The 21,318-nt window shown below is 34.3% G+C and carries 19 protein-coding genes; 11 read left to right on the top strand and 8 right to left on the bottom strand.

Annotation, left to right across the window (positions count from 1 at the left end):
• Positions 1-10 precede the first annotated feature (10 nt).
• The 5 genes from M666_RS03425 to M666_RS03405 all read right to left on the bottom strand — a co-directional run bounded on the left by M666_RS03425 (position 11) and on the right by M666_RS03405 (position 5,172).
• The gene (locus M666_RS03425) at positions 11-1,048 is read right to left on the bottom strand and encodes an acyltransferase family protein (RefSeq protein ID WP_029445083.1); all 1,038 of its coding nucleotides are present in this window, start codon (positions 1,046-1,048) and stop codon (positions 11-13) included.
• A 24-nt stretch (positions 1,049-1,072) separates the two neighbouring features.
• Positions 1,073-1,792 carry a DUF8692 domain-containing protein gene (locus M666_RS03420; RefSeq protein ID WP_151198023.1) on the bottom strand — a complete coding sequence of 240 codons (720 nt, stop codon included), beginning with the start codon at positions 1,790-1,792 and terminating at the stop codon, positions 1,073-1,075.
• Between the two features lie 26 nt (positions 1,793-1,818).
• The gene (locus M666_RS03415) at positions 1,819-2,907 is read right to left on the bottom strand and encodes a GDP-L-fucose synthase family protein (protein WP_029445081.1); all 1,089 of its coding nucleotides are present in this window, start codon (positions 2,905-2,907) and stop codon (positions 1,819-1,821) included.
• 95 nt (positions 2,908-3,002) lie between these two features.
• Positions 3,003-4,115: a GDP-mannose 4,6-dehydratase gene (gene gmd, locus M666_RS03410; protein ID WP_029445080.1), complete on the bottom strand. Its 1,113-nt coding sequence runs from the start codon at positions 4,113-4,115 to the stop codon at positions 3,003-3,005.
• 583 nt (positions 4,116-4,698) lie between these two features.
• Positions 4,699-5,172 (bottom strand): UpxY family transcription antiterminator, encoded by a 474-nt coding sequence (locus tag M666_RS03405; protein WP_024479190.1) that lies wholly within the window; start codon positions 5,170-5,172, stop codon positions 4,699-4,701.
• Positions 5,173-5,460: 288 nt separating this feature from the next.
• On the opposite strand from M666_RS03405, the gene M666_RS03400 reads away from it, so the two are divergent.
• On the top strand, positions 5,461-5,766 hold the full coding sequence (locus M666_RS03400; protein WP_029445079.1) for a hypothetical protein: 306 nt from the start codon (positions 5,461-5,463) through the stop codon (positions 5,764-5,766).
• Between the two features lie 80 nt (positions 5,767-5,846).
• Here the strand turns inward: M666_RS03400 and M666_RS03395 are convergent, their stop codons facing one another.
• On the bottom strand, positions 5,847-7,646 hold the full coding sequence (locus M666_RS03395) for a M61 family metallopeptidase (RefSeq protein ID WP_029445078.1): 1,800 nt from the start codon (positions 7,644-7,646) through the stop codon (positions 5,847-5,849).
• 516 nt (positions 7,647-8,162) lie between these two features.
• The gene (locus M666_RS03390) at positions 8,163-9,671 is read right to left on the bottom strand and encodes an Ig-like domain-containing protein (RefSeq protein WP_029445077.1); all 1,509 of its coding nucleotides are present in this window, start codon (positions 9,669-9,671) and stop codon (positions 8,163-8,165) included.
• 649 nt (positions 9,672-10,320) lie between these two features.
• On the opposite strand from M666_RS03390, the gene M666_RS03385 reads away from it, so the two are divergent.
• Genes M666_RS03385 through bioD form a run of 3 tightly spaced genes read left to right on the top strand, consistent with a single transcriptional unit; the run spans position 10,321 to position 12,488 of the window.
• The gene (locus M666_RS03385) at positions 10,321-11,481 is read left to right on the top strand and encodes an aminotransferase class I/II-fold pyridoxal phosphate-dependent enzyme (protein WP_029445076.1); all 1,161 of its coding nucleotides are present in this window, start codon (positions 10,321-10,323) and stop codon (positions 11,479-11,481) included.
• 3 nt (positions 11,482-11,484) lie between these two features.
• Positions 11,485-11,865, top strand: a complete 381-nt coding sequence (locus tag M666_RS03380; RefSeq protein ID WP_029445075.1) for a putative signal transducing protein — start codon at positions 11,485-11,487, stop codon at positions 11,863-11,865.
• A gap of 2 nt (positions 11,866-11,867) precedes the next feature.
• Positions 11,868-12,488 carry a dethiobiotin synthase gene (gene bioD / locus M666_RS03375; protein WP_029445074.1) on the top strand — a complete coding sequence of 207 codons (621 nt, stop codon included), beginning with the start codon at positions 11,868-11,870 and terminating at the stop codon, positions 12,486-12,488.
• Here the strand turns inward: bioD and M666_RS03370 are convergent.
• A complete protein-coding gene (locus tag M666_RS03370; RefSeq protein ID WP_029445073.1) occupies positions 12,480-13,967 on the bottom strand; it encodes an ArnT family glycosyltransferase in 1,488 nt (495 codons plus the stop codon). The genes bioD and M666_RS03370 overlap by 9 nt on opposite strands.
• A gap of 76 nt (positions 13,968-14,043) precedes the next feature.
• On the opposite strand from M666_RS03370, the gene bioA reads away from it, so the two are divergent.
• The 7 genes from bioA to M666_RS03335 all read left to right on the top strand — a co-directional run bounded on the left by bioA (position 14,044) and on the right by M666_RS03335 (position 21,300).
• A complete protein-coding gene (gene bioA, locus M666_RS03365; RefSeq protein WP_029445072.1) occupies positions 14,044-15,312 on the top strand; it encodes an adenosylmethionine--8-amino-7-oxononanoate transaminase in 1,269 nt (422 codons plus the stop codon).
• 12 nt (positions 15,313-15,324) lie between these two features.
• Positions 15,325-16,497, top strand: a complete 1,173-nt coding sequence (locus tag M666_RS03360; RefSeq protein WP_029445071.1) for a beta-ketoacyl synthase N-terminal-like domain-containing protein — start codon at positions 15,325-15,327, stop codon at positions 16,495-16,497.
• 18 nt (positions 16,498-16,515) lie between these two features.
• Positions 16,516-17,094, top strand: coding sequence for a hypothetical protein (locus M666_RS03355; RefSeq protein ID WP_029445070.1), 579 nt, complete (start codon positions 16,516-16,518; stop codon positions 17,092-17,094).
• Between the two features lie 6 nt (positions 17,095-17,100).
• Positions 17,101-18,537 (top strand): flotillin family protein, encoded by a 1,437-nt coding sequence (locus M666_RS03350; RefSeq protein ID WP_024479173.1) that lies wholly within the window; start codon positions 17,101-17,103, stop codon positions 18,535-18,537.
• 138 nt (positions 18,538-18,675) lie between these two features.
• Positions 18,676-19,767: a biotin synthase BioB gene (gene bioB, locus M666_RS03345; RefSeq protein WP_025613888.1), complete on the top strand. Its 1,092-nt coding sequence runs from the start codon at positions 18,676-18,678 to the stop codon at positions 19,765-19,767.
• A gap of 111 nt (positions 19,768-19,878) precedes the next feature.
• Positions 19,879-20,748: a cupin-like domain-containing protein gene (locus M666_RS03340; protein ID WP_029445069.1), complete on the top strand. Its 870-nt coding sequence runs from the start codon at positions 19,879-19,881 to the stop codon at positions 20,746-20,748.
• A gap of 57 nt (positions 20,749-20,805) precedes the next feature.
• Positions 20,806-21,300 (top strand): DUF6646 family protein, encoded by a 495-nt coding sequence (locus M666_RS03335; RefSeq protein ID WP_029445068.1) that lies wholly within the window; start codon positions 20,806-20,808, stop codon positions 21,298-21,300.
• Positions 21,301-21,318: the final 18 nt, after the last annotated feature.

The raw sequence follows: 21,318 nt of genomic DNA, 5'->3' as shown, positions 1-21,318 counted from the left end.
CATGTACTTGTTATGTATTTAGGGTTGCCTCTTTTTTCGAAAAAGGTAAATTTAATTTACTACCATACAGTAAAAAGTTTAAAACTGGACTCATCTTTATAAAACTATAAATGGTCATAGTAATTAAGCAAGCTATTATAGCTAATAGAGCAGTAAATACTAATAGTATAAATGGGTTTACTCCTTCTGGTATAAATGGATTCTCAAAGATGCGAATGATGTGGAAATGAGTAACATATATAATTAACGAATTGACACCCCAAAATCTAACGTATTTATCTATTAATGGGGGCCATTTTATAGTTCTAATTGTAAAGTAAAATACTGCTATTGCTGCAATAGCACAGATGACTTTAATCAGAATATTATAGATGGTAGAATCTGCATAGATATAAAACCCAACTAAAGAAATAAATACCAATAGTGCTACACTAAAAACTTCTCTCTTCATTAGGATGTTTGAAAACATATCATATTTAGAAACAAATACACCTGCGAAGTAAAATATGTAAAACATGATTAAAGGCCTTATCATAGGGCTCACGTCAAAGTAAAGTAACACTGCTAATATGGATAATACTAACCCTGATATTATCGTGTCAAGCCAAAATTTATTTTTTGAATTTATTTTCGAGGAAATGTATAGCCAAAAGGAATATAAAATTGTTATATAAAATAAATGTAGCAAAAACCATAGACCTCCTCCATTAATTAAAACACTCATTGTATCTAAGAAGTGGTAATCTTCTTTAGCTGTAAAAAAAAAGTTTGAAACTAATAATGGCCACACAAAAAATGGTATTAATAATGTCCTGCATTTTTTTAATATAAACCCTCCGTAATTTTTGAAAATTTTTGGTTTAATTACTTTGGCAGCTATGTAACCACATAGAAACATAAATAATGGCATTCTAAATGTTGAGCCCCAGACATAAACTCCCGAGTACTCACCTTGAATAACATTGTTTGTTACAATATGCCCTAAGACAACTAAAAAAATGTTTATACCTCTTAATCTATCAATATATAGTATGCGTTCTTTTTGCATTTATTTAAAATAATATTTTAGCCATCAATTTAATTTCAGGCAACATTTGATTAGTATGCAGTCTTTTAGAAAATTTCTTTTTTCATCGACCTTAAACATTAAAAAAAAGAAGTACCAAACTAGTACACTTAGGCTAATCATCTCACCACCTTCTTCTAGTATAGTCAGTAACGAACCTATTTTTGGTGTATTTAGAAACAATTGGTGTATTATATCTATACCAACGCCAAAGAATAGAAATAAAACAAGTAGGATAAAAATATCTGTAAATGTTTTCTTCGTATTAATAGTTGTACGTCTATAAAATAGTCTAAACAAGATAATACTTAAACTACCTAGTAATATAATATAGACTAGTTGCCCGTACATGACTGCTTTTAAACCAAAAAGGGTATGTAACTTTAAGCGATACGCAAAAAAGTAACTTGCTTTGGAGTGTATTTGAAAAACGTCATCTAATAAAAGCACGATAAACAAACCAATAAATGGTAAGTAGCTGTATCTTTTTTTTACGAAGACAATATAAGTGCTAAATGCAATTACTAGGCTATATTTTGCATATTGGAATAACTCTGGATACCCTAACCCTTCAGCATCTAAAAGTAAGGTGCTGGGTTCAGATTGAAATAAAGTGACTACGATTAAATGCCCCACAACAAACATTACATCTATAAGCAACAACACCTTAAGAAATCTTGTGCTTATTGAATGATTAAAATAATGTTTTAATGCAGAGAAGGACATTTTTTTATGTTTCTTAGGACCAGCTATTATGCTTGTTTAAGATACCAATCATAAACTTTTTGAACCCCTTCTTGCAGTTCTATCTTATGTTTCCATCCTAGACCATGCAATTTAGAAGGATCTGTTAATTTTTTCATGGTTCCGTCTGGTTTGTCAGCATTGAAATATAATTTCCCTTTAAACCCTACGGTCTCTTTAACTAATTTCGCTAAATCTTTAATAGATATATCAACCCCTGTACCTATATTAATATGGGTATTTCTGATCTCTTTAGCTTTAGTATCGTAGCAATCTTTAAAGTCGCGCTCTTCCATAAGAAATACACAAGCATCGGCCATGTCTTCACTCCAAAGAAATTCGCGCATCGGTTTACCAGAACCCCAAATTTCTAAATGTACGGTGTCTCCTTTTTTCTGAATGCCATATTTATCTAGGATAGAGTAGATGTCTTCATCCATTGCAGAGCCATCAAATCCTTCAATAGGAAGTTTATTTAAATCTTTACGAAGGGTAGTCCAATCTTGATTTTCTAAAGCTTTGCCCAGATGCATCTTGCGGATTAATGCCGGTAGTACATGAGATTTTTCTAAATCGAAATTATCATTAGGACCATATAAGTTGGTAGGCATTACCGAAATAAAGTTTCGGTCATATTGCAGGTTATAACTTTCGCACATTTTTATCCCTGCAATTTTAGCAATTGCATAAGGCTCATTAGTGTACTCTAAGGTATCTGTTAACAGATAGTCCTCTTTCATGGGTTGCGGACAGTTTTTTGGGTAAATACACGTACTCCCTAAAAACATTAATTTTTTAACATCATGCACATAACTTTGATGAATAACATTATTCTGAATCATTAAGTTGGCATAGATAAAATCTGCTCTGTAGGTATTATTGGCTACAATACCTCCTACCTTGGCCGCAGCTAAAAACACATATTCTGGTTTTTCTGTAGCAAAAAAATCTGCCACCGCTGTGCTATTGGTTAGGTCTAATTCTTTGTGGGTACGAGTAATAAAATTGGTATACCCTCTAGCTTCTAAGTTTTTTATAATGGCACTGCCCACTAAACCTCTATGACCAGCTATATATATTTTTGCGTTTTTCTCCATGTGTGCTCGTTAAACTGAGATGAAACTTTAATAATTAGCACCAATAGTTAAGCAGTGCTTAAACTATTAGTGCTGTATTTTAATTGAAATTAGATTTATTCGAAATAGTTGAACGTGTCATAGCCACCTTCTTTTAAGAACTGATCTTTCTGCATTAATTTTACATCATGCTTCATCATATCTTTTACTAAGTCTTGTAAATCAAATTCAGGAATCCAACCTAATTTAGTATTTGCTTTAGTAGCATCACCAATTAATAAATCTACTTCTGTAGGTCTAAAGTATTTAGGATCTACCGCTAATACTTCTTTACCAATTTCTAATTGAAATTCTGGATTGGTACATGCTTTAACGTATCCTTTTTCTTCTATACCTTCTCCTTTAAATTCTAATTCTACGCCAACTTCTGCAAAAGCCATACGTACAAACTCTCTAACAGGAGTAGTTTTTCCGGTTGCAATTACCCAGTCTTCTGCTTCTTCTGCTTGTAAGATCATCCACATCATACGCACATAATCTTTTGCATGACCCCAATCTCTTTTGGCATCAAGATTACCTAAGTATATTTTGTCTTGTAAACCAAGTGCAATTCTTGAAGCGGCACGTGTAATTTTACGGGTTACAAAAGTTTCTCCTCTAATTGGAGATTCATGGTTAAATAAAATACCGTTACAAGCATACATTCCGTAAGCTTCTCTATAGTTTACTGTTATCCAGTAAGCATACATTTTTGCAACCGCATATGGGCTACGTGGGTAGAAAGGGGTAGTTTCTGATTGTGGTACTTCTTGTACTTTACCATATAGTTCTGATGTAGAAGCTTGGTAAATACGTGTTTTCTTTTCTAAACCTAATAAACGTACGGCATCTAAAATACGTAAGGTACCTAAACCATCTGCGTTACCTGTATATTCAGGAACTTCAAAAGACACTTGTACGTGGCTCATAGCCGCAAGATTGTAAATTTCGTCTGGTTGAATTTCTTGAATTAAACGGATTAGGTTCGTACTATCCGTCATATCACCATAATGTAAAATAAAATTACGGTTTTCTACATGAGGATCTTGATACAAATGATCTATTCTGTCTGTGTTGAATAGAGATGCTCTTCTTTTAAGACCGTGTACTTGGTATCCTTTTTTCAATAAAAATTCACTCAAGTAAGCGCCATCTTGTCCGGTTACTCCTGTGATAAATGCTACTTTCATATGTTGACTAAATTAAAGGTTATTAGCTCGAAGTACGTCAATAAAGTATTGATGAGACTTCGATAATTAAATTTTAATGGATTTACATTCGATATATGTGGGGTGTAATTTGCTAAAAATTTGAGTCTTTTTTAGCGCTCCGCGCCGTAAACCACATATTGGGGTTACGGTTGTAATTTGTTTTACTGTGTGCTAAGATAATCTAGCTTATTGATTAAACAATGTGGTTTTCCACACGATTTCTAAAAACAAATTAAGTTGTAAAATTAAACAGGCTATTTTGATGGTACAAGGTTTCTTTTGAAAGTCTGTTGAGATTTGTGAAGTCGATAATTAAAAGGAGGTGTTTGTGAAAATATTCTATTTGCTTCCTTAACAATCTGAGATATGCATAAGCGTTTTACGAAGCTTCTATTAGGTACTTGCTGTTGTATGACATTTTTTATCGATGAAGTGTATTTTCTGGGTTTTAATAGCCCTTCAAGATTAGGATGAGGCTCAGTGAAATTAGACTTTACAGGACTCATTAGAAAGTAAAAGAGCCGTAGTTTTTAAATCTGTTTAGTTGCTGGTAAACAGTAGGTTAAACAACATCTTTAATTTTGGCATTGATAATAATATTTAATCCAGGTAAGGCCAAGCGCATTCTTTTTTTTCCTATTTCTTGGATGATGGCTTTTTTATCTTTTAGGAGGCCATTTTTTATGAGAATTTCATCTCCTGGGAGTAATTTATGGAGGGTAATTTCTTCAATAGTATCATCTTCTAACCATTTTTTTATAATGCTAATCTCTTCATCGCGAACAATAGCTGGTTGCCCCAACCAAAATAAATAACGGACTACACCCGGTACGCTAAATACATTAGAGCGGTCTTTATCATGCAGCCTCACAAATACATAAGATTTAAATAGTGGGCTTTCAATGGTTTTTTTACGATCACTCCATTGCCTAACTTCTTTGATAAGAGGGCAGTACACTTCTATCTGCATTTGTTGCAAGACATCGGCTACTTTTTTTTCTTTTTTAGATTGTACATATACTACATACCAATTCATAGAAACTTCTCTTAATAAAGGGGGAATATATAGATAAGCCTTATATTCTCAAAATAATACCTTTAAAATCATGCTATTTTTGGCACTCTTAGCGCTATCGGTTTTATTGTTAACGCTATCAAATAGACTACTCTTTGTGCTTATATGCCGTTTGTCTCTTAAGATGTTGTTTTTGAGCCACTTCCTGTTTATAATTTAATAATGTAGGAAAATTCTTTAATTTTTGACGTGATTTGTACGATTTACGAAAATATATCGTTAACTTTACAGAACCCAAATTAACTACTTATGTTTTCTATATTATTTAAAAAGGAGTTTAAAAGCACTTCTAAAAGAGAATTAACCATCTCTAAAAAACAATCGACCCATAGTTTAGACCAAATTTTGGCTGAATTCGGTATTAATTTTTTCAAGGGTTCTCCTAAGAAACAATTTGCACCCACCAGAACTGTCCAAAAGAAAGCTAAGCCTTTGTCTGATGATTTAAAGCAAATAGCAGCCAATCAGCTAGCATATTCTAAATTGATAGCGGCCAAAATGCAAAAGAAATCAACGACTAAAAAGAACCCGAAAGTTGTTTTTAGCCTAGAATAATCTTAACAATCTAAACCCTTGAGGCAGTGCAACATATTTCTTATAGTAAGATCTATGTAATGCTAGCAATAGTCACTAGTTTACTCGTGATCATTTAGCCATGCAGTTCTGTTTTTAAGAGTTTTTTTAGACGGATTATCGGCTAGTTTTATGCTGTACTCAGGATTTGAGGCAAGCTTTACCGTTGTTTTTTGTGGTTCCGCATTTCTAAGGAAGTCTATAGTTAGTTCCGTTCCTACGGGAAAGGTTTTTATATAGTCTTCAAAACTAGTGCTGCTTGGTAATGCTTGTCCGTTTATTTTAGTTATAAAATCTCCTTTGTCTAGTCCCCCTAAATATGCAGGACTGCCAATAGTGGTGTTTCTTCTTATTTCTCCTTGTAGATTAGCATTAATAGTAACTGATGCGCCAAAATTGGCAACAGTTGCTTGTTGACTTAAGGTAACGCCAACGGTTTTGAACAATGCTGTATAGTCTGGCATATTACTTTTATAGATGTATGCATTGAAAAAAGCATCACCAAAATCTTTCCCCGCATAGGTATTCAAGCTTTCATTAAGATTTTTTACGGTATAAGGAATCTCTTTTTTTCCGTAGGTAGTCCATACCAGTTTCATAAAATCATCCAAATTCAAGCCTTTTTCTCTTAGCGATAAATCTAGTGCTAGTCCTAGAATGCTTCCATAAGAATAATAAGATATAAATGTATTCTCTCGGTTTACAGGATCTACAGAAGTAGCAGCGTCTACAAAAGGAGCTTGGTAGCTCATTTCTATCGGATTAAAAAATTGTCTTGCTGGAGAATTCCATACATAATTAAAGGTGCCTGTGATACCCTCTACATATTCTTGGTCTGTAATTAATTTTGCTCTACATAATATAAGATTGGTGTAATAGCTGGTAAACCCCTCTGCAAACCATAACTCGCCACTCATATTAGCTTCTTCAAAATTAAAAGGCTCTAAGCTTTTTGGTCGTATGCGTTCTACATTCCAACTATGAAAAAATTCATGAGAAACGGTTCCCATATTTTTTTCCATTCCGCCATCTGCTAAGCTACGTGTATTGGTAAGAATGGTAGAGTTTCTGTGTTCCATACCATCTCCAGAAGCATTAGGAATATAACAGGCTAGAAAAGTATAGGTGCCATAATCAAAATTTGCAAGCTCCCCGAAAACTGCTTTTTCAGCCAAAACAGTCTTTTTTATTTTCTCAAAATAGGTATCTAGTTCGGCATCAGTCCCATTATGATGCAGTACAAAGCGGATGTTTTTCTTTTTTCCATCTGCTTCCGTAACCTCAAATTCGCGCATTCCAAAATTACTCAACTCCGTAGGGCTATCCATAAAATACTGCAGGTTGTCTGCGCTATACGTGGTATTAGAAACCAAAGGTAGCTGTGTAGCAATCTTCCAATTTAGATCTTCTCTAGGCTGAAAATTTACATTGATTTTACGCTCTGAAAATTCAGGGGCATACATAAAGGTGGCAGGGATATTTAAATGAGCGTGTGTTTCATCAATCTGAGAATACGTACCATCTGCACGATCTGCGAATAGGGTGTAGCTGATATTGACGGTACCATCATGCCCAGAAATATCCCATTGGTATGGGTTTGGACGCTTTATAGTCAGAGATTTTCCTTGGCCATCTGTTGCTTTAACAGCATAGATGTTTTTGGCAAATTCATGTAATGCGTACCTCCCTGGAGATGTTCTACTCATACGTACACTAAAAATTTCTGAAGTAATTTTAGGGAATGTAGCCGTAATTTCTGCTTCGTGATGCACCGCATTTTCAAAAGAAATGGTATAACTGTTGGTTTGTGCGTTGCTACTAATTGAAAGAAAAAGGATCGTGAGTAGAAGTAGTGGTTTCATTTAAAAACTATTTAGGTGGACTAAGATAGTATTTTCAATTAAGAGAAAAAGTGGGCTCACAGTATTTATTTCCATAAGAAATGTAGCTATTAGGAATTGTCCCTTTGAGGGGACAGCCGATAGGCAGGGATGTTTTGTACGCAGTATGTCATTTTATTTTTTGCTTTTATGTTTCAAACTACTTTTTTTTATTGAGCTTTTTTTCATCCCCCGCCATAGCTATAGCTCGCTTATAGCTCACGCTATGCCGCCCCCTTCAAAGGGGGATTTGTTTAGGTAGCAAAAATGTTTCTACTAGGTATTGATCCCTTGAGGGGACAGCCGATAGGCAGGGATGTTTTATACGCAGTATATCATTTTATTTTTTGCTATGATGCTTCAACCTACGTTTTTTTCACCTTTTTTCATCCCCTGCCATAGCTACAGCTCGCTTATACCTCACGCTATGCCGCCCCTTCAAAGGGGGTGTTTTGTGTGAATTTCATTTTTGATTCATTCTATCATTCGTCTTTTGTTTTATTCGCTACATAGACCATTTTGGATATCTGCTAAGGTGGGGTTATATAAATTATCAACAGTATAAAAAGGTTCACTTGACGGGTATAAATTTTCACCTAAAGAGCCATTAACTATGAGAGGTGAAAGACCACAATAATCTGAAAGAGTTAAATTATTTAAAATATAAATTTGCGCTACATTAGTTAAGTTTTCCAAGCCGTTTAGGTTTGTTAAAGCTGTATCATTAATCCTTATAGATCCAGATACTGTCTTTAAAAAACTAAGTGACTCTAAGGAAGTTATATTTTCGGAGGAAATAATTAGACCTCCATCAATACCATGAAAATCATTAGAAATAAGGTAATCAATATCTTTCTGTTCAGAAATCCCATAACCGGTATCACTATGAATAATTCCATCAGGTATCATTTTTTCACAATCAAAATCTTCTATTGTATATGAGGATGGGTTGTAACGGTTAAATCTTGGTCTGAAATAATCTTCTCCTATACCCTTATTTGTAAGTAATGATTTTATTCCACAGTAACTATAGAGTTCTGCATTATATCGAATGCTGACTGAACTTACGGACTGAAGAGATGATAGTCCATTTAAATTTTCAATCAGTGAGTTGTTCTCTATATAAAGTTTATTCTTAACTGTTATTATATTGGCTAGGCCATCAAGATTAATTAAATTAGGATGATTATTAACACGTAAATTATCTCCTATTTCTGATATGTTCGATAAGCCATTAATTTGCGTTAATGCCGTGTTAGATAAAAGACTTAAATAACTAGATAGCTTAGTAACACTTAGTAGGGCATCTACATTTTTCAAGGCAGAATTTGATAATAATTGAATGCTGACTGTTACATTCAAGTTTTCTAGTCCTGTTAAATCTTCCAATTCGGTCGTACTAATAACTTGTAGACTACCTACTTCTGTAATTTTATTTAAGCTGGCTAGGCTGTTGATCGGAGAAAAATTATTAATATTTCCAATAAATAATGCTCCCGTGATTTCTGTATATCCTGATTTAGCAAAGTCTTCAACTTCATCCTGAGTTATTAATGTTACTGAGCCGTCATAGATTGAATTTACTCCAATTCCTTTTATTATTATACTAGCAGTACCACTTGTAGCATTAGATTCAATTTTGATTAAATCTGTATAATCCAGAATGTCCGTTGGTGTAAAAGTGACTGTAAACTCCTTACTTTGATTAGAAGGAATAATGCTTGTTAATAAATCAATGGTATAATTATCTGGAATAATAATGTTAGCAATTTTTAAATCTGAATTTCCAGAATTATGAATAGTGAAAACTCTTGTACTCGTTATATTAGTAACAACATCACCAAAGTCAATTTCGTTCGATTCTTCGCTTGTGAGATTGATAATAGCGGTATCTTCAATTACTTCTTCTTCTACTACAATAATCTTTGGAGGAGCTTCATCATCTGAAGAACAACTGAAGAAACTTGCAAAGCAAATTAAAGTAAGAATTTGAATATTAAATTTCATATAGTTATAGCTTATAATTTTTTATTTAACGGACTATCTACTTTTTTATTTTTAATTGAATTTTAACTAACAATTGTAATAAATGGTCGTTTTATTTCATTTTATAATTAATTGAAGATTCGTTTTTTATTTTATTTAGGGTGAATTTCCATGTTTCAGAATTACTTGAAATAGCGTTTAATTCAAGAATTATTAAACCAATTTTACCAAGAGGTATTAATTGGGTTGTAATTGTGGTCAAATCATATTTCAAAGTCGACACTTTCAAATACTTTTCATTGAAGCTATGAGTTGAATACATATAAATTTTATTTTGCTCTGTATCTATATTTGAATCTAATGAGTGTCTGAATTTTCATTTCTTAACCATTTCTCTTTGTCAAGTTGGTCAAAATTAATACTTTGAGAATAGCAATAGGTGCTGAACATAAAGAGTAGAAGTAATAATTTCGTCAATAGAAATATGGTTAGTTAGTTAAAATTACGTTAAATATAGTATATTTATATAATATTTTCGATGAATTACATGAAAGTATATTCTCACAATAGGATTTTTTCATCATAAAGCACGTGTTCTTTAAGCGTAGATAGATTAAAAATATAACACCTTTTCTAAAACGTCTACTTTAGTAAATACTACCTTTGTGTTATGGCTAGCTTTCCAAAAAAATTAAGTAAAAAACTAGAAGACCGCAGAGGGCTTAACGCGCTTCGGTCTCTGCCTGTACAACAACATCTAATAGATTTTTCTTCCAATGATTATTTAGGTTTTGCAAAAAATACCGCAATTTTTGAAGGTGCTGTTGCTTTATTGGTAGATAAGAATCTAAGATTAAATGGTGCTACAGGTTCTCGATTAATTTCGGGAAATTATGACTTGTATACTGAAGTAGAGGATAGGATAGCAAACTTCCATGCTACAGCTACTGCCTTAGTATTTAATTCTGGATACGATGCTAATGTTGGTTTTTTTAGCGCCATCCCGCAACGCGGAGATTATATTTTTTATGATGAATATATTCATGCGAGTATCCGTGATGGTATTGCGCTTAGTACTGCTAAAGGCTATAAGTTTAAACATAATAATGTAAAAGATTTACAGCGCGTTATCAGTCGGGTTTTGGAATTAGAGAAACATCAGGGTATAGATGTTGAGGTTTATGTGGTGACGGAGTCTGTTTTTTCTATGGATGGAGATTCACCAGATCTTGTAGCATTCGCCAATTTTTGTGAAAGACACAAACTTCGTTTTGTGGTAGATGAAGCACATGCTTTAGGTATTTTTGGAAAAGAAGGAAAAGGTTTAATTACTGAATTAAATATTGCCCATCAAGTATTTGCTCAAATTGTTACTTTCGGGAAAGGGATGGGTTGCCACGGCGCAGCAATTTTGGGGAGTGTGCGGCTAAAAGAGTATTTACTTAATTTTTCTCGTAGTTTTATATATACTACAGGACTGCCTCCACATTCTTTGGCGACAATTTATCTAGCGTATCAAGAGCTTGCTACATCAGCATCAGTTTTGGGATTGAAAAATAATATTAAGTACTTTAAAAATCAATTAGAAAATTTAGAGCTTAAAGAATATTTTATAGAGAGTAACTCTGCCATTCAATGCTGTGTAATCTCCGGCAATGAAAAGGTAAAAAATTTGGCATCAGTCTTACAAAATAATAATTTTGGTGTAAAAGCAATTTTATCGCCTACAGTTGCTAAAGGGCAAGAGCGACTGCGATTTTGTTTACATAGTTATAATACAAAGGAGGAAATTTTTGATGTTTTAACGGTATTGAAAAAATTAATGCATTGATATATGATAGATAAATGGGTGACTATTGCTACGTTTGAATATGCTGCAGATTTACAGATTTTTAAAATCAAATTAGAATCAGAAGGGATTACCGTTTTTGTAAAAGATGAGAATACGATAAATTCTGATCCTTTGATAAGTAATGCTATTGGAGGAGCAAAAGTGCAAGTTTTTCAGGAAGATAAAGAGCGCGCTTTAGAGATTTATGACAGTATCAGGGCATATGCTATAGGAGATGATGGTTTGCCTGTTACCTGCCCTAATTGTAAAGCCCAAAAATCTGAAACCTATTATGCCCGAAAAAGTATTTTTTACAAACTCTTCCCTTTTTTTGAAAAAAGAAAATACAAATGTTTAAATTGTAAGATGATTACAAATCCTTAAGTATGAAAAAAAAATTATTTGTTACAGGTATCTCAACGGAAGTAGGTAAAACGATGGCATCTGCTATTCTAGTAGAAGCTTTGGAGGCCGATTATTGGAAGCCTATACAAGCGGGAGAATTAGAGGATTCTGATAGTCATAAGATTGCAGCGCTTATTTCTAATACCAAGACTACAATTCATAAAAATAGTTATGCTTTAAAAACACCTATGAGTCCGCATGCAGCAGCAGCGATAGATGGGGTGGTTATTGATAGAGAGAAAATAGAAGAGCCTGAAACCGAGAATCATTTAGTGATTGAAGGGGCAGGCGGATTATTAGTTCCTATAAATGATGAGGATACTATTTTAGATATTATTATGCCAAATTACAAGGTTGTGGTGGTCTCTAGACACTATCTAGGAAGTATAAACCATACGCTGTTAACCGTAGGATGGTTGCAAGAAAGAAAATATGATGTAGTAATTTTATTTAGTGGTAAAGAACAAAAAACCACTGAAGAAATTATACTGAAGAAAACAAAAGTTCCTTGTATTGGAAGGATAGATGAGGAGGCTGTTTTTGATAAAGCGACCATAAAAAAATATGCAGATCAGTTTAAATCGGCTTTAGAATTACTTTAAACGCTGGTAAATAACGGCCTTGCCAATTGTCTTAATGAGTGTGTATTTTTTTTCTAAGTAGGCATTAACATAAATATTTTCATCGATTAATCTTTTATCTAGAAGTTGACTCCCTTCTTTTTTTACAATTATTTGTGGTTTTTTTACTTCAAAGATGTACTTAATCTCCTCTGAAGTAGTTTTTCTGAGGTTTTGAGAATACGGAAATAATTCTGACCGGCAAATATTGCTAGGATGTGTGGCAGCTTTTGTGGGTGGGTTGGTATTTAAAAGCCAATAGCCAATATGATACTCCGTGAATAAAATGTTTTCAAAATTGATATGATTTTTCTTTATGTAATTAGCTACTTCAATTCCTTCACCATTGTAGAAAGTTCCTTTTTCAATTTTATTTTTTACAATCTGCGCATATTCTATATAGCTTTCTAAAGGAATTAAGAATAGTAATACTACTAAGAATTTTTTATGAGTTTTGTTTACTATAAATGCAGTTTGATGAATTGCGATACCCACCAAAATGAGAAGCATTGGATATAATTGTAGTAAGTAATGACCATTTAAACGGCCGCCTTTTATAAAAGATAAATACACGGTTAGGCTCACCAGAGCAATTAATTGAATTGCGGTATTTTTAAAATCTATTAATTTTTTTCGCTTAGCGAAATATAAAAAGAGCAGAATTAACAGCAATAAAGGAGCAAAACTAATAAGAGCGTTTCGTTTAGAATTCGCATAAACCATTGGTGCTTCTATCACAGAATTCCACCATAAGCTAAGATGCCCATTTAAGAAATAGGGAAGTATGGTTAGTCCGATAACAAGGAGTATCCCAAATCCATAAAGTATGGTGTTTCTAATTCCTGATTTTATATTTTTTGTGTTCCAATACGTATAGACGTAAAAAAGTCCAATCAGTGCAATAGGGTAGGCCATGTTTAATTTTACCATTGCCGTTGCCCCCATTAATATCCCAGAAATTAGTACCCAATACCATTCTTTGTGTTTTAGGATTAAATACAGGCTAGGGATAAAGAAAACCATAGAAATATGCTCAGACATAACACCTTGCATGCTCCCAAATAAACTTTGGAAAAACACACAAAAAATACCACACCAAATAGCTACTTTTTTTGTACTTACTTCAAGCGTTATTTTATAGGTATAGAATGATGTTATGGCGACGATTAATGCGCCAAAAAGCCGAATGATAAAAAGACTTTTTCCGAATACATAGATGATTCCTGCAAAGAATAAAAAGTTTAAAGGCGGTTTTAAATCCCAAAGTTCTAGATAGGGCAGATGGCCATTAACCCATGATTGCCCCATAATAATAAAGGTACTTTCATCACGGTCTATATAGTCTCTAAAAAAAAAAGGAAATCGAATAAAAAAAGAAGCAGCAAACAGCATATAAAAAACACTTATGTTTTTAAGATTGTTATATTCAGGACTTAAGCGATTTAAGAGCTTTGTAAGCATGCAATGGTTGTGTTTATTGGCTATTAATTAGCATCTTTGCAAGATATAAAAAAGACAGTCTCTTAAATCTACAACATTGAGAAAACTTTCAGACAGAGATAAAAAGCACATCTGGCATCCATTAACGCAACACAAATTGCACCCAACCATGTTGGCTATAGCAAAAGCAAAAGGATGTATTTTAACAGATGAAGATGGTAAGGAATATATTGACGGAATTTCATCGTGGTATACAAGTGTTTACGGTCATTGCAATGATTTTATCATAGAACGTGTTTACGCACAAATGCAGCAATTAGATCAGGTAGTATTTAGCGGTTTCACTCATGAGCCCGCTGTAAAATTATCTGAGGAGCTTATTAAAATATTGCCTTCAAATCAAGAGAAACTATTTTTTTCGGACAATGGTTCTACGGCTACTGAGATAGGAATAAAAATGGCCTTGCAGTATCACTTTAATAGGGGAGATAGGCGTAATGTTCTTCTGGCTTTTGATAATGCTTTTCATGGAGATACCTTTGGAGCGATGTCGGTTTCTGGTTTGTCTGTGTATAATGGCCCTTTTGAAGAGTTTTTTATTGCAGTAGAGCGTGTTGCAACACCTACCAAAGAAAATATTTCAGCTATTTTAGAGAAGCTAGAAAATAGATTGCAGAAAAATGATATTGCAGGGTTTATTTATGAGCCATTAATTCAGGGGGCCGCAGCAATGCAAATGCATGATCCAGAAGGTCTAGAAAAAATACTTACCTTATTGAAAAAGTACGGGGTAATTACCGTTGCAGATGAGGTCATGACAGGTTTTGGAAAGACAGGAAAGTATTTTGCTTCTGACCACCTTGCTATACAGCCAGATGTTATCTGCATGTCTAAAGCGCTAACAGCAGGAATGGTTCCTATGGCGGCTACCAGTTGCACGCAGCAGGTCTATGATGCATTCTTTAGTACAGAAATAGCTAAAGGGTTATTTCATGGGCATACCTATACAGCAAATCCGTTGGCATGTACTGCTGCTCTTGCGGGAATAGAACTGCTAACGTCAAAAGCGATGCAAGATAATATTGAACGGGTAATTGCATCTCATCAAAAATTTGATTTAGAAATAAAAGACCACCCAAAAGTTGCAAGAACAAGACAAACGGGAACTATTTATGCGCTAGACTTGGCTGTTGAAATGGAGCGCTATGGAAATCTTCGTGACAAGTTAATGGCGCACTTTATGAGTCAAGGTGTCTTTTTGCGGCCGCTTGGGAGTACTATTTATATTTCTGCACCATATGTAGTTACCAATGAGCAACTGAGAAAAATTTATGATAGTATTAAAGCAGTTTTAGCACTAATTTAGAAAGAATATATTTTGAATTTACCAATATCAATCACAGCAATAGCTTCCATTTCACCATTGGGAATTACCCAAGAAGAAATTTGGGAACAATATTTAAAGGATGAAACCTCATTATCTACATTAAATTTTGATGGTACTGATACTTGGGTTGGTGCTTTGGGAACAAAAGCCAAAGAAGAAATTTTGGCGTTAAAAGAATCAGATAGTAAGTATAAGAGTTTGGATGATAGTGTGCTCTTTGCGTTGTTTGCGTCAAGGGCGGCAATGAAAATTTCAGGATGGAAAAAAGAGGCTAATTTTGGTGTGAACATAGGTTCTTCAAGAGGGGCAACGGCTCTTTTTGAAAAATATCATGAAGAATATCTCAAGAATAAAACCTCTTCTACCTTAGCGTCGCCTACAACAACCTTGGGGAATATTTCTTCTTGGATTGCTCATGATCTACAAACACAGGGTCCAGAAATATCACATTCAATTACTTGCTCTACAGCACTCCATGCCTTATTGAATGGTTTCGCTTGGATTAAGAGTGGTTTGGTAGATAAATTTATGGTGGGTGGTAGTGAGGCGCCACTAACTCCTTTTACCATTGCCCAGATTAGAGCACTAAAAATTTATGCAAGAGAGACGTCCTCTGAGGGTTTTAAGTATCCTTGTCAGGCCTTCAACTTAGAGAAAACTCAAAACACTATGGTGCTGGGAGAAGGTGCCTCTGTTGTATGTTTAGAGCAAGGGGTTCCAGATAACGCCTTAGCAGTTGTTGAGGGTATTGGCTATGCTACGGAAATATTAAAACATAATATTTCTATTTCTACAGATGCAGTCTGTTTTCAACGTTCTATGAAAATGGCTTTGGGAGATATAAATCCTGATGATGTAGATGTTATTGTAATGCATGCGCCGGGAACAATTAAAGGCGATTCTTCAGAAATAATGGCTATTGAGAAAATATTTTGTAACAAAGTTCCGTTCTTGACTACTAATAAATGGAAGATAGGTCATACGTTTGGAGCTTCGGGCATGTTAAGTTTGGAGTTAGCATTATTAATGATGCAACATCAAAAGGCTATAAAAGTTCCTTATGTAAGCTATGATTCTGTTCCTGAAACTATATCAAGAGTGCTTATAAATGCTGTTGGTTTTGGGGGCAATGCAGTAAGTATTTTACTGAAAAGAGTAACCTAACCAACTAAATTAGACATTATGGATCAATGGTTTGAAACACTAAATTTATTTGAGAAAGTATATTGGCTAGTTGCAGGAGTGTCATCCGTGATATTTCTAGTGCTGCTAATTCTTACAGTAGTCGGAGGTGATTCTGAAGGTATTGGAGAAGATGTCGATGCAGAAATAGAAGGAGATACAGGAATAGATTTTCAGTTTTTATCTTTTAAAAATTTAATGGGTTTCTTTACCATCTTTGGATGGTCTGGAATTGCAGCACTAAGTGGAGATTTGCCCCGTTTTTGGGTGGTAGCTATTTCTATTGTTTGTGGCTTGCTAATGATGTTAGCCATGGCTTCCTTATTCTACTATCTTGCAAAATTACAAAGTAGTGGCACCCTAAATCTTAAAAATGCGATTAATCAAGTAGGTGAAGTATACTTAACGGTTGGTGCAGATCGTTCATTTATTGGTAAAGTTAGTATTAATGTACAAGGAACCTTACGGGAATTAGAAGCGCTTACAGAAGAGCATTCAGATTTGCATCAAGGTAATGTTGTACGTGTAAAAACGGTAACCGATAATGGAATCTTAATTGTTGAACTTTTAAATAAATAACCAAATATGCTACTATTACCTTTACAATTAGGCGGAGGATCCGCAGCATTGCTAACCATAGGTTTTGCAATTTTATTCTTTTTCATCATTATTATCTCCTTTATTAGAAGGTACAAACGTTGTCCTTCAGATCGTATTCTTGTAGTTTACGGTAAAGTAGGTAATGGTAATTCTGCACGATGTATTCATGGTGGGGCTGCCTTTATTTGGCCTGTAATTCAAGATTATGAGTTTTTAGACTTAACACCTATTTCTATAGAGGTTAATTTAGTGAATGCATTAAGTAAGCAGAATATTCGTGTGAATGTGCCTTCTAGATTTACAATTGGTATTTCTACTGAGCCAGGAATAATGCAAAATGCAGCAGAACGTCTTTTAGGCCAAGGAATGCAAGAAGTTCAGGATTTAGCAAAAGAAATTATTTTTGGGCAGCTTCGTTTAGTTGTTGCTTCTATGGATATTGAAGAGATTAACTCTGATAGAGATAAGTTTTTGACGAATATTTCACAGAGTGTTGAATCAGAATTAAAAAAAGTAGGACTTAAATTAATCAACGTAAATATTACAGATATTGTTGATGAATCTGGGTATATTGAAGCTTTAGGTAAGGAAGCCGCTGCACATGCTATAAATGCAGCACGTAAATCTGTAGCCGAGAAAAATAGAGATGGTTCTATTGGTGAAGCAAATGCAGTACAAGATGAGCGTACCCAAGTTGCTGCAGCAAATGCGCAAGCGGTAGAAGGAGAAAACATTGCAAAGATTAATGTAGCAAATTCAGATTCTTTACGTCGTCAAAGAGAAGCGGAAGCAGAGCGTACGGCTATTGCTTCAGAGAAAGTACAATCAGCAAAAGCATTAGAGGAATCTTATGCAGCAGAAAAAGATGCGGAATTAGCGAGAGCAGAACGTGTTCGTAGTTCTCAAATGGCCGATATTGTAGTACCAGCGGAAATAGATAAAAAGAAAGTGGAGATAGATGCAGAAGCAGATGCAGAACGTACAAGGCGTATTGCAAAAGGTGAGGCAGATGCCATCTTATTTAAAGCTCAAGCAGAAGCGCAAGGTTTACTAGAAATCTTAACCAAGCAAGCGCAAGGTCTTGATCAAATTGTAAAAGCAGCGGGGAACAATCCTAAAGATGCGGTATTATTATTAGTAGCAGATAAACTTCCTGAATTAGTGAAAACGCAAGCTGAAGCAATTAAAAACATTAAAATTGATAAAGTTACTGTATGGGATTCTGGAGCCAAATCTGCAGATGGAAAAGGGTCTACAGCTAATTTCATTTCAGGAATGTATAAATCAGTTCCACCATTACAAGAGATGTTTAATATGGCGGGAATGCAATTACCAGAATATTTAAAAGGCAAAGATGTTCCTACTGAAGATGTTAACGAAGTAGAGGGTGATAAATCAACATCTAAAAAAGGAGATTCATAAGCAAAAGCTATTGAATTAACAGTATTATGGAGTCCTATTGAAAATTATTTCAATGGGACTTTTTTAGTAAACATGAATTTCTTTATTGGGATTTGAATTACAAAAAGGTTATTTTTGGCAATCGATAAAACGAGCTACATGAGCGAGATGAGACACAACTGGACAAAAGAAGAAATACTTGAGATCTATAACAAACCAATGATGGAGTTGTTATATGATGCTGCTACGATACATAGAAAAAACCACGATCCTAATACGGTTCAGGTTTCTACTTTATTATCGATAAAAACAGGAGGTTGTCCAGAAGATTGTGGCTATTGTCCGCAAGCGGCGCGTTATCATACCGGTGTTGAAGGAAATGATTTAATGACCGTTCCTCATGTAAAAGCTCAGGCATTAAGAGCAAAAGCTTCAGGAAGCTCAAGAGTTTGTATGGGTGCAGCATGGCGTAATGTAAAAGACGGACCAGAATTTGATCAAGTACTTGAAATGGTGCGTACCATTAACAAGCTAGATATGGAGGTTTGTTGTACTTTAGGTATGATTACTGAAAACCAAGCAAAACGTTTGGCAGAAGCAGGCTTATATGCTTACAATCACAATTTAGATACCTCAGAAGACTATTATAAAGATGTAATTTCTACAAGAGCATTTGAAGATCGTTTAGATACGATTAGCAATGTGCGTAAAACCAACGTTACCGTGTGTAGTGGTGGTATTATAGGTATGGGAGAGAAGTTAGAAGATAGAGCAGGAATGTTAGTTGCTTTAGCATCACTAAACCCGCAGCCAGAATCTGTGCCTATTAATGCATTGGTTGCTGTAGAAGGTACTCCTATGGAAGATATTGAGCCGATCGCAATTTGGGATATGCTCAGAATGGTAGCTACTACAAGAATTGTTATGCCAGAAACGCAAGTTCGTTTATCTGCAGGGAGAACAGAAATGAGTAGAGAAGGTCAGGCTATGTGTTTCTTTGCAGGAGCAAATTCTATTTTTGCAGGTGATAAATTATTAACGACTCCTAATCCAGATGTAAATGATGATATGGAGATGTTTAAACTTTTAGGTTTAAATCCTCAAAAACCATTTACAAAAGTATCTCAACCTAAAACAGTTGAAGCGCAAGATTCAGAATTTCAAACTTTAGGTGAAAAACCTAAATGGACAAGACCTGGACATACAATTGAGCGTAACGAAACGGCTAAGGCTAAAGCAAAATTATCTTAAAGTCTAGTAATTCTAGATTTTTGAAGCGATAAAGTAGCTTTTTGTAAAAATTTTATGAAGGTTTCCTTGATAGGATTTTTAAATTTGCAGTTATTTTAAAACTGATTATCATTGAAGTTAATTGATATTCCAAGGGTAAGCCAAATTACGAAAGCGGAGTTTGTTGCAAACTACTTTAAGCCTCAGAAGCCTGTTGTCATAGAACGGTTTATTGAAGACTGGCCTGCGTATACAAAATGGAATCTAGAATATATAAAAACGGTTGCTGGAGATAAAACAGTTCCGTTGTATGATGATCGTCCAGTGAGCCATAAAGATGGTTTCAATGAGCCGCATGCTAAAATGAAAATGGCAGACTATATAGATCTGCTTAAAAAAGAACCAACAAAATTTAGGATCTTTTTATGGAACATTTTCAAAGAAGTTCCTGCGCTACAAAAAGATTATACATTTCCGGACTTTGGTTTAAAGCTATTAAAAGGCTTGCCCATGCTCTTTTTTGGCGGTAAAGATTCTTTTACTTTCATGCATTATGACATTGATTTGGCTAATATTTTTCATTTTCACTTTGAAGGTAGGAAAGAGATAATTCTTTTTGATCAATCTCAAAATAAACACCTGTACAAGGTGCCACATTCCTTAATTACCCATGAGAGTATAGATTTTTCAAATCCAGACTATGAGAAATGGCCGGCATTAAAAAATGCTGTAGGCTATAAAACCTATCTGGAACATGGTGAGGTACTGTATATGCCAGAGGGTTATTGGCACTATATGAAATACATTACGCCAGGTTTTTCTATGAGTTTACGCGCTATGGCCCGAAAGCCAAAAAATTTAGTCAAAGCAGCATATAATATTCTAATTATGCGCTATTATGACAATGGTATGCGGAAGCTTTATGGTCAAAAATGGATTGATGGTAAAAATGAAAAGGCTATACGTCGAACAAATACGTATATGGATAGTGCAATCAAATAAGAATAGATATATTTGCCCTCTTAAAAATTAGTACACTAACAATTTAAATATAATAAAATGAAAAAAGTATTAGTTGCTTTAACAATGATTTTAGGTGTTTCTTTTGCAAATGCTCAAGCTTACAGTGGTAAAGACGATGCAAAATTTCAAATAGGAGCTAATTTCCAAGAAAACGGGACCGGTATCGTAGTAACTTATGATTATGGAATGGGAGAAAACTTTTCTATTGGTGCTTCAACGTCGTATGTATTAGGGGTAGAAGAAGCTCTTGATGCAGATTTTGGAAATAGATTTGATCTAAAAGCTAGGTTTAATGCAAATCTTGGTAGCGTAATGCAATTGCCAGATAATATGGATATTTATCCAGGTTTAAACTTAGGATTAAAGAATTTTGGTGGTCACTTAGGAACACGTTATTTCTTTAGTGATGGTTTTGGTTTATTTGCTGAAGCTTCAGTTCCTTTTGCAAAATATAAGACAGATGATTTATCTCCTGCAGAAGAATTGAATAATCAATTTGTGTTTAGCTTTGGAGCTACATTTAACTTGTAGTAAAAGATTTTTCATAAA

Source organism: Cellulophaga baltica 18, assembly GCF_000468615.2.
Classification (GTDB): Bacteria; Bacteroidota; Bacteroidia; order Flavobacteriales; family Flavobacteriaceae; genus Cellulophaga; species Cellulophaga baltica.
This window is presented reverse-complemented; position numbering and strand designations above follow the sequence as displayed.

Excerpts from the sequence above, each read along its gene's own strand:
- M666_RS03425 (WP_029445083.1), bottom strand. The coding sequence starts at position 1,048 with ATGCAAAAAGAACGCATACTATATATTGATAGATTAAGAGGTATAAAC.
- M666_RS03420 (WP_151198023.1), bottom strand. The coding sequence starts at position 1,792 with ATGTCCTTCTCTGCATTAAAACATTATTTTAATCATTCAATAAGCACA.
- M666_RS03415 (WP_029445081.1), bottom strand. The coding sequence starts at position 2,907 with ATGGAGAAAAACGCAAAAATATATATAGCTGGTCATAGAGGTTTAGTG.
- gmd (WP_029445080.1), bottom strand. The coding sequence starts at position 4,115 with ATGAAAGTAGCATTTATCACAGGAGTAACCGGACAAGATGGCGCTTAC.
- M666_RS03405 (WP_024479190.1), bottom strand. The coding sequence starts at position 5,172 with ATGAATTGGTATGTAGTATATGTACAATCTAAAAAAGAAAAAAAAGTA.
- M666_RS03400 (WP_029445079.1), top strand. The coding sequence starts at position 5,461 with ATGTTTTCTATATTATTTAAAAAGGAGTTTAAAAGCACTTCTAAAAGA.
- M666_RS03395 (WP_029445078.1), bottom strand. The coding sequence starts at position 7,646 with ATGAAACCACTACTTCTACTCACGATCCTTTTTCTTTCAATTAGTAGC.
- M666_RS03390 (WP_029445077.1), bottom strand. The coding sequence starts at position 9,671 with ATGAAATTTAATATTCAAATTCTTACTTTAATTTGCTTTGCAAGTTTC.
- M666_RS03385 (WP_029445076.1), top strand. The coding sequence starts at position 10,321 with ATGGCTAGCTTTCCAAAAAAATTAAGTAAAAAACTAGAAGACCGCAGA.
- M666_RS03380 (WP_029445075.1), top strand. The coding sequence starts at position 11,485 with ATGATAGATAAATGGGTGACTATTGCTACGTTTGAATATGCTGCAGAT.
- bioD (WP_029445074.1), top strand. The coding sequence starts at position 11,868 with ATGAAAAAAAAATTATTTGTTACAGGTATCTCAACGGAAGTAGGTAAA.
- M666_RS03370 (WP_029445073.1), bottom strand. The coding sequence starts at position 13,967 with ATGCTTACAAAGCTCTTAAATCGCTTAAGTCCTGAATATAACAATCTT.
- M666_RS03355 (WP_029445070.1), top strand. The coding sequence starts at position 16,516 with ATGGATCAATGGTTTGAAACACTAAATTTATTTGAGAAAGTATATTGG.
- M666_RS03350 (WP_024479173.1), top strand. The coding sequence starts at position 17,101 with ATGCTACTATTACCTTTACAATTAGGCGGAGGATCCGCAGCATTGCTA.
- bioB (WP_025613888.1), top strand. The coding sequence starts at position 18,676 with ATGAGCGAGATGAGACACAACTGGACAAAAGAAGAAATACTTGAGATC.
- M666_RS03335 (WP_029445068.1), top strand. The coding sequence starts at position 20,806 with ATGAAAAAAGTATTAGTTGCTTTAACAATGATTTTAGGTGTTTCTTTT.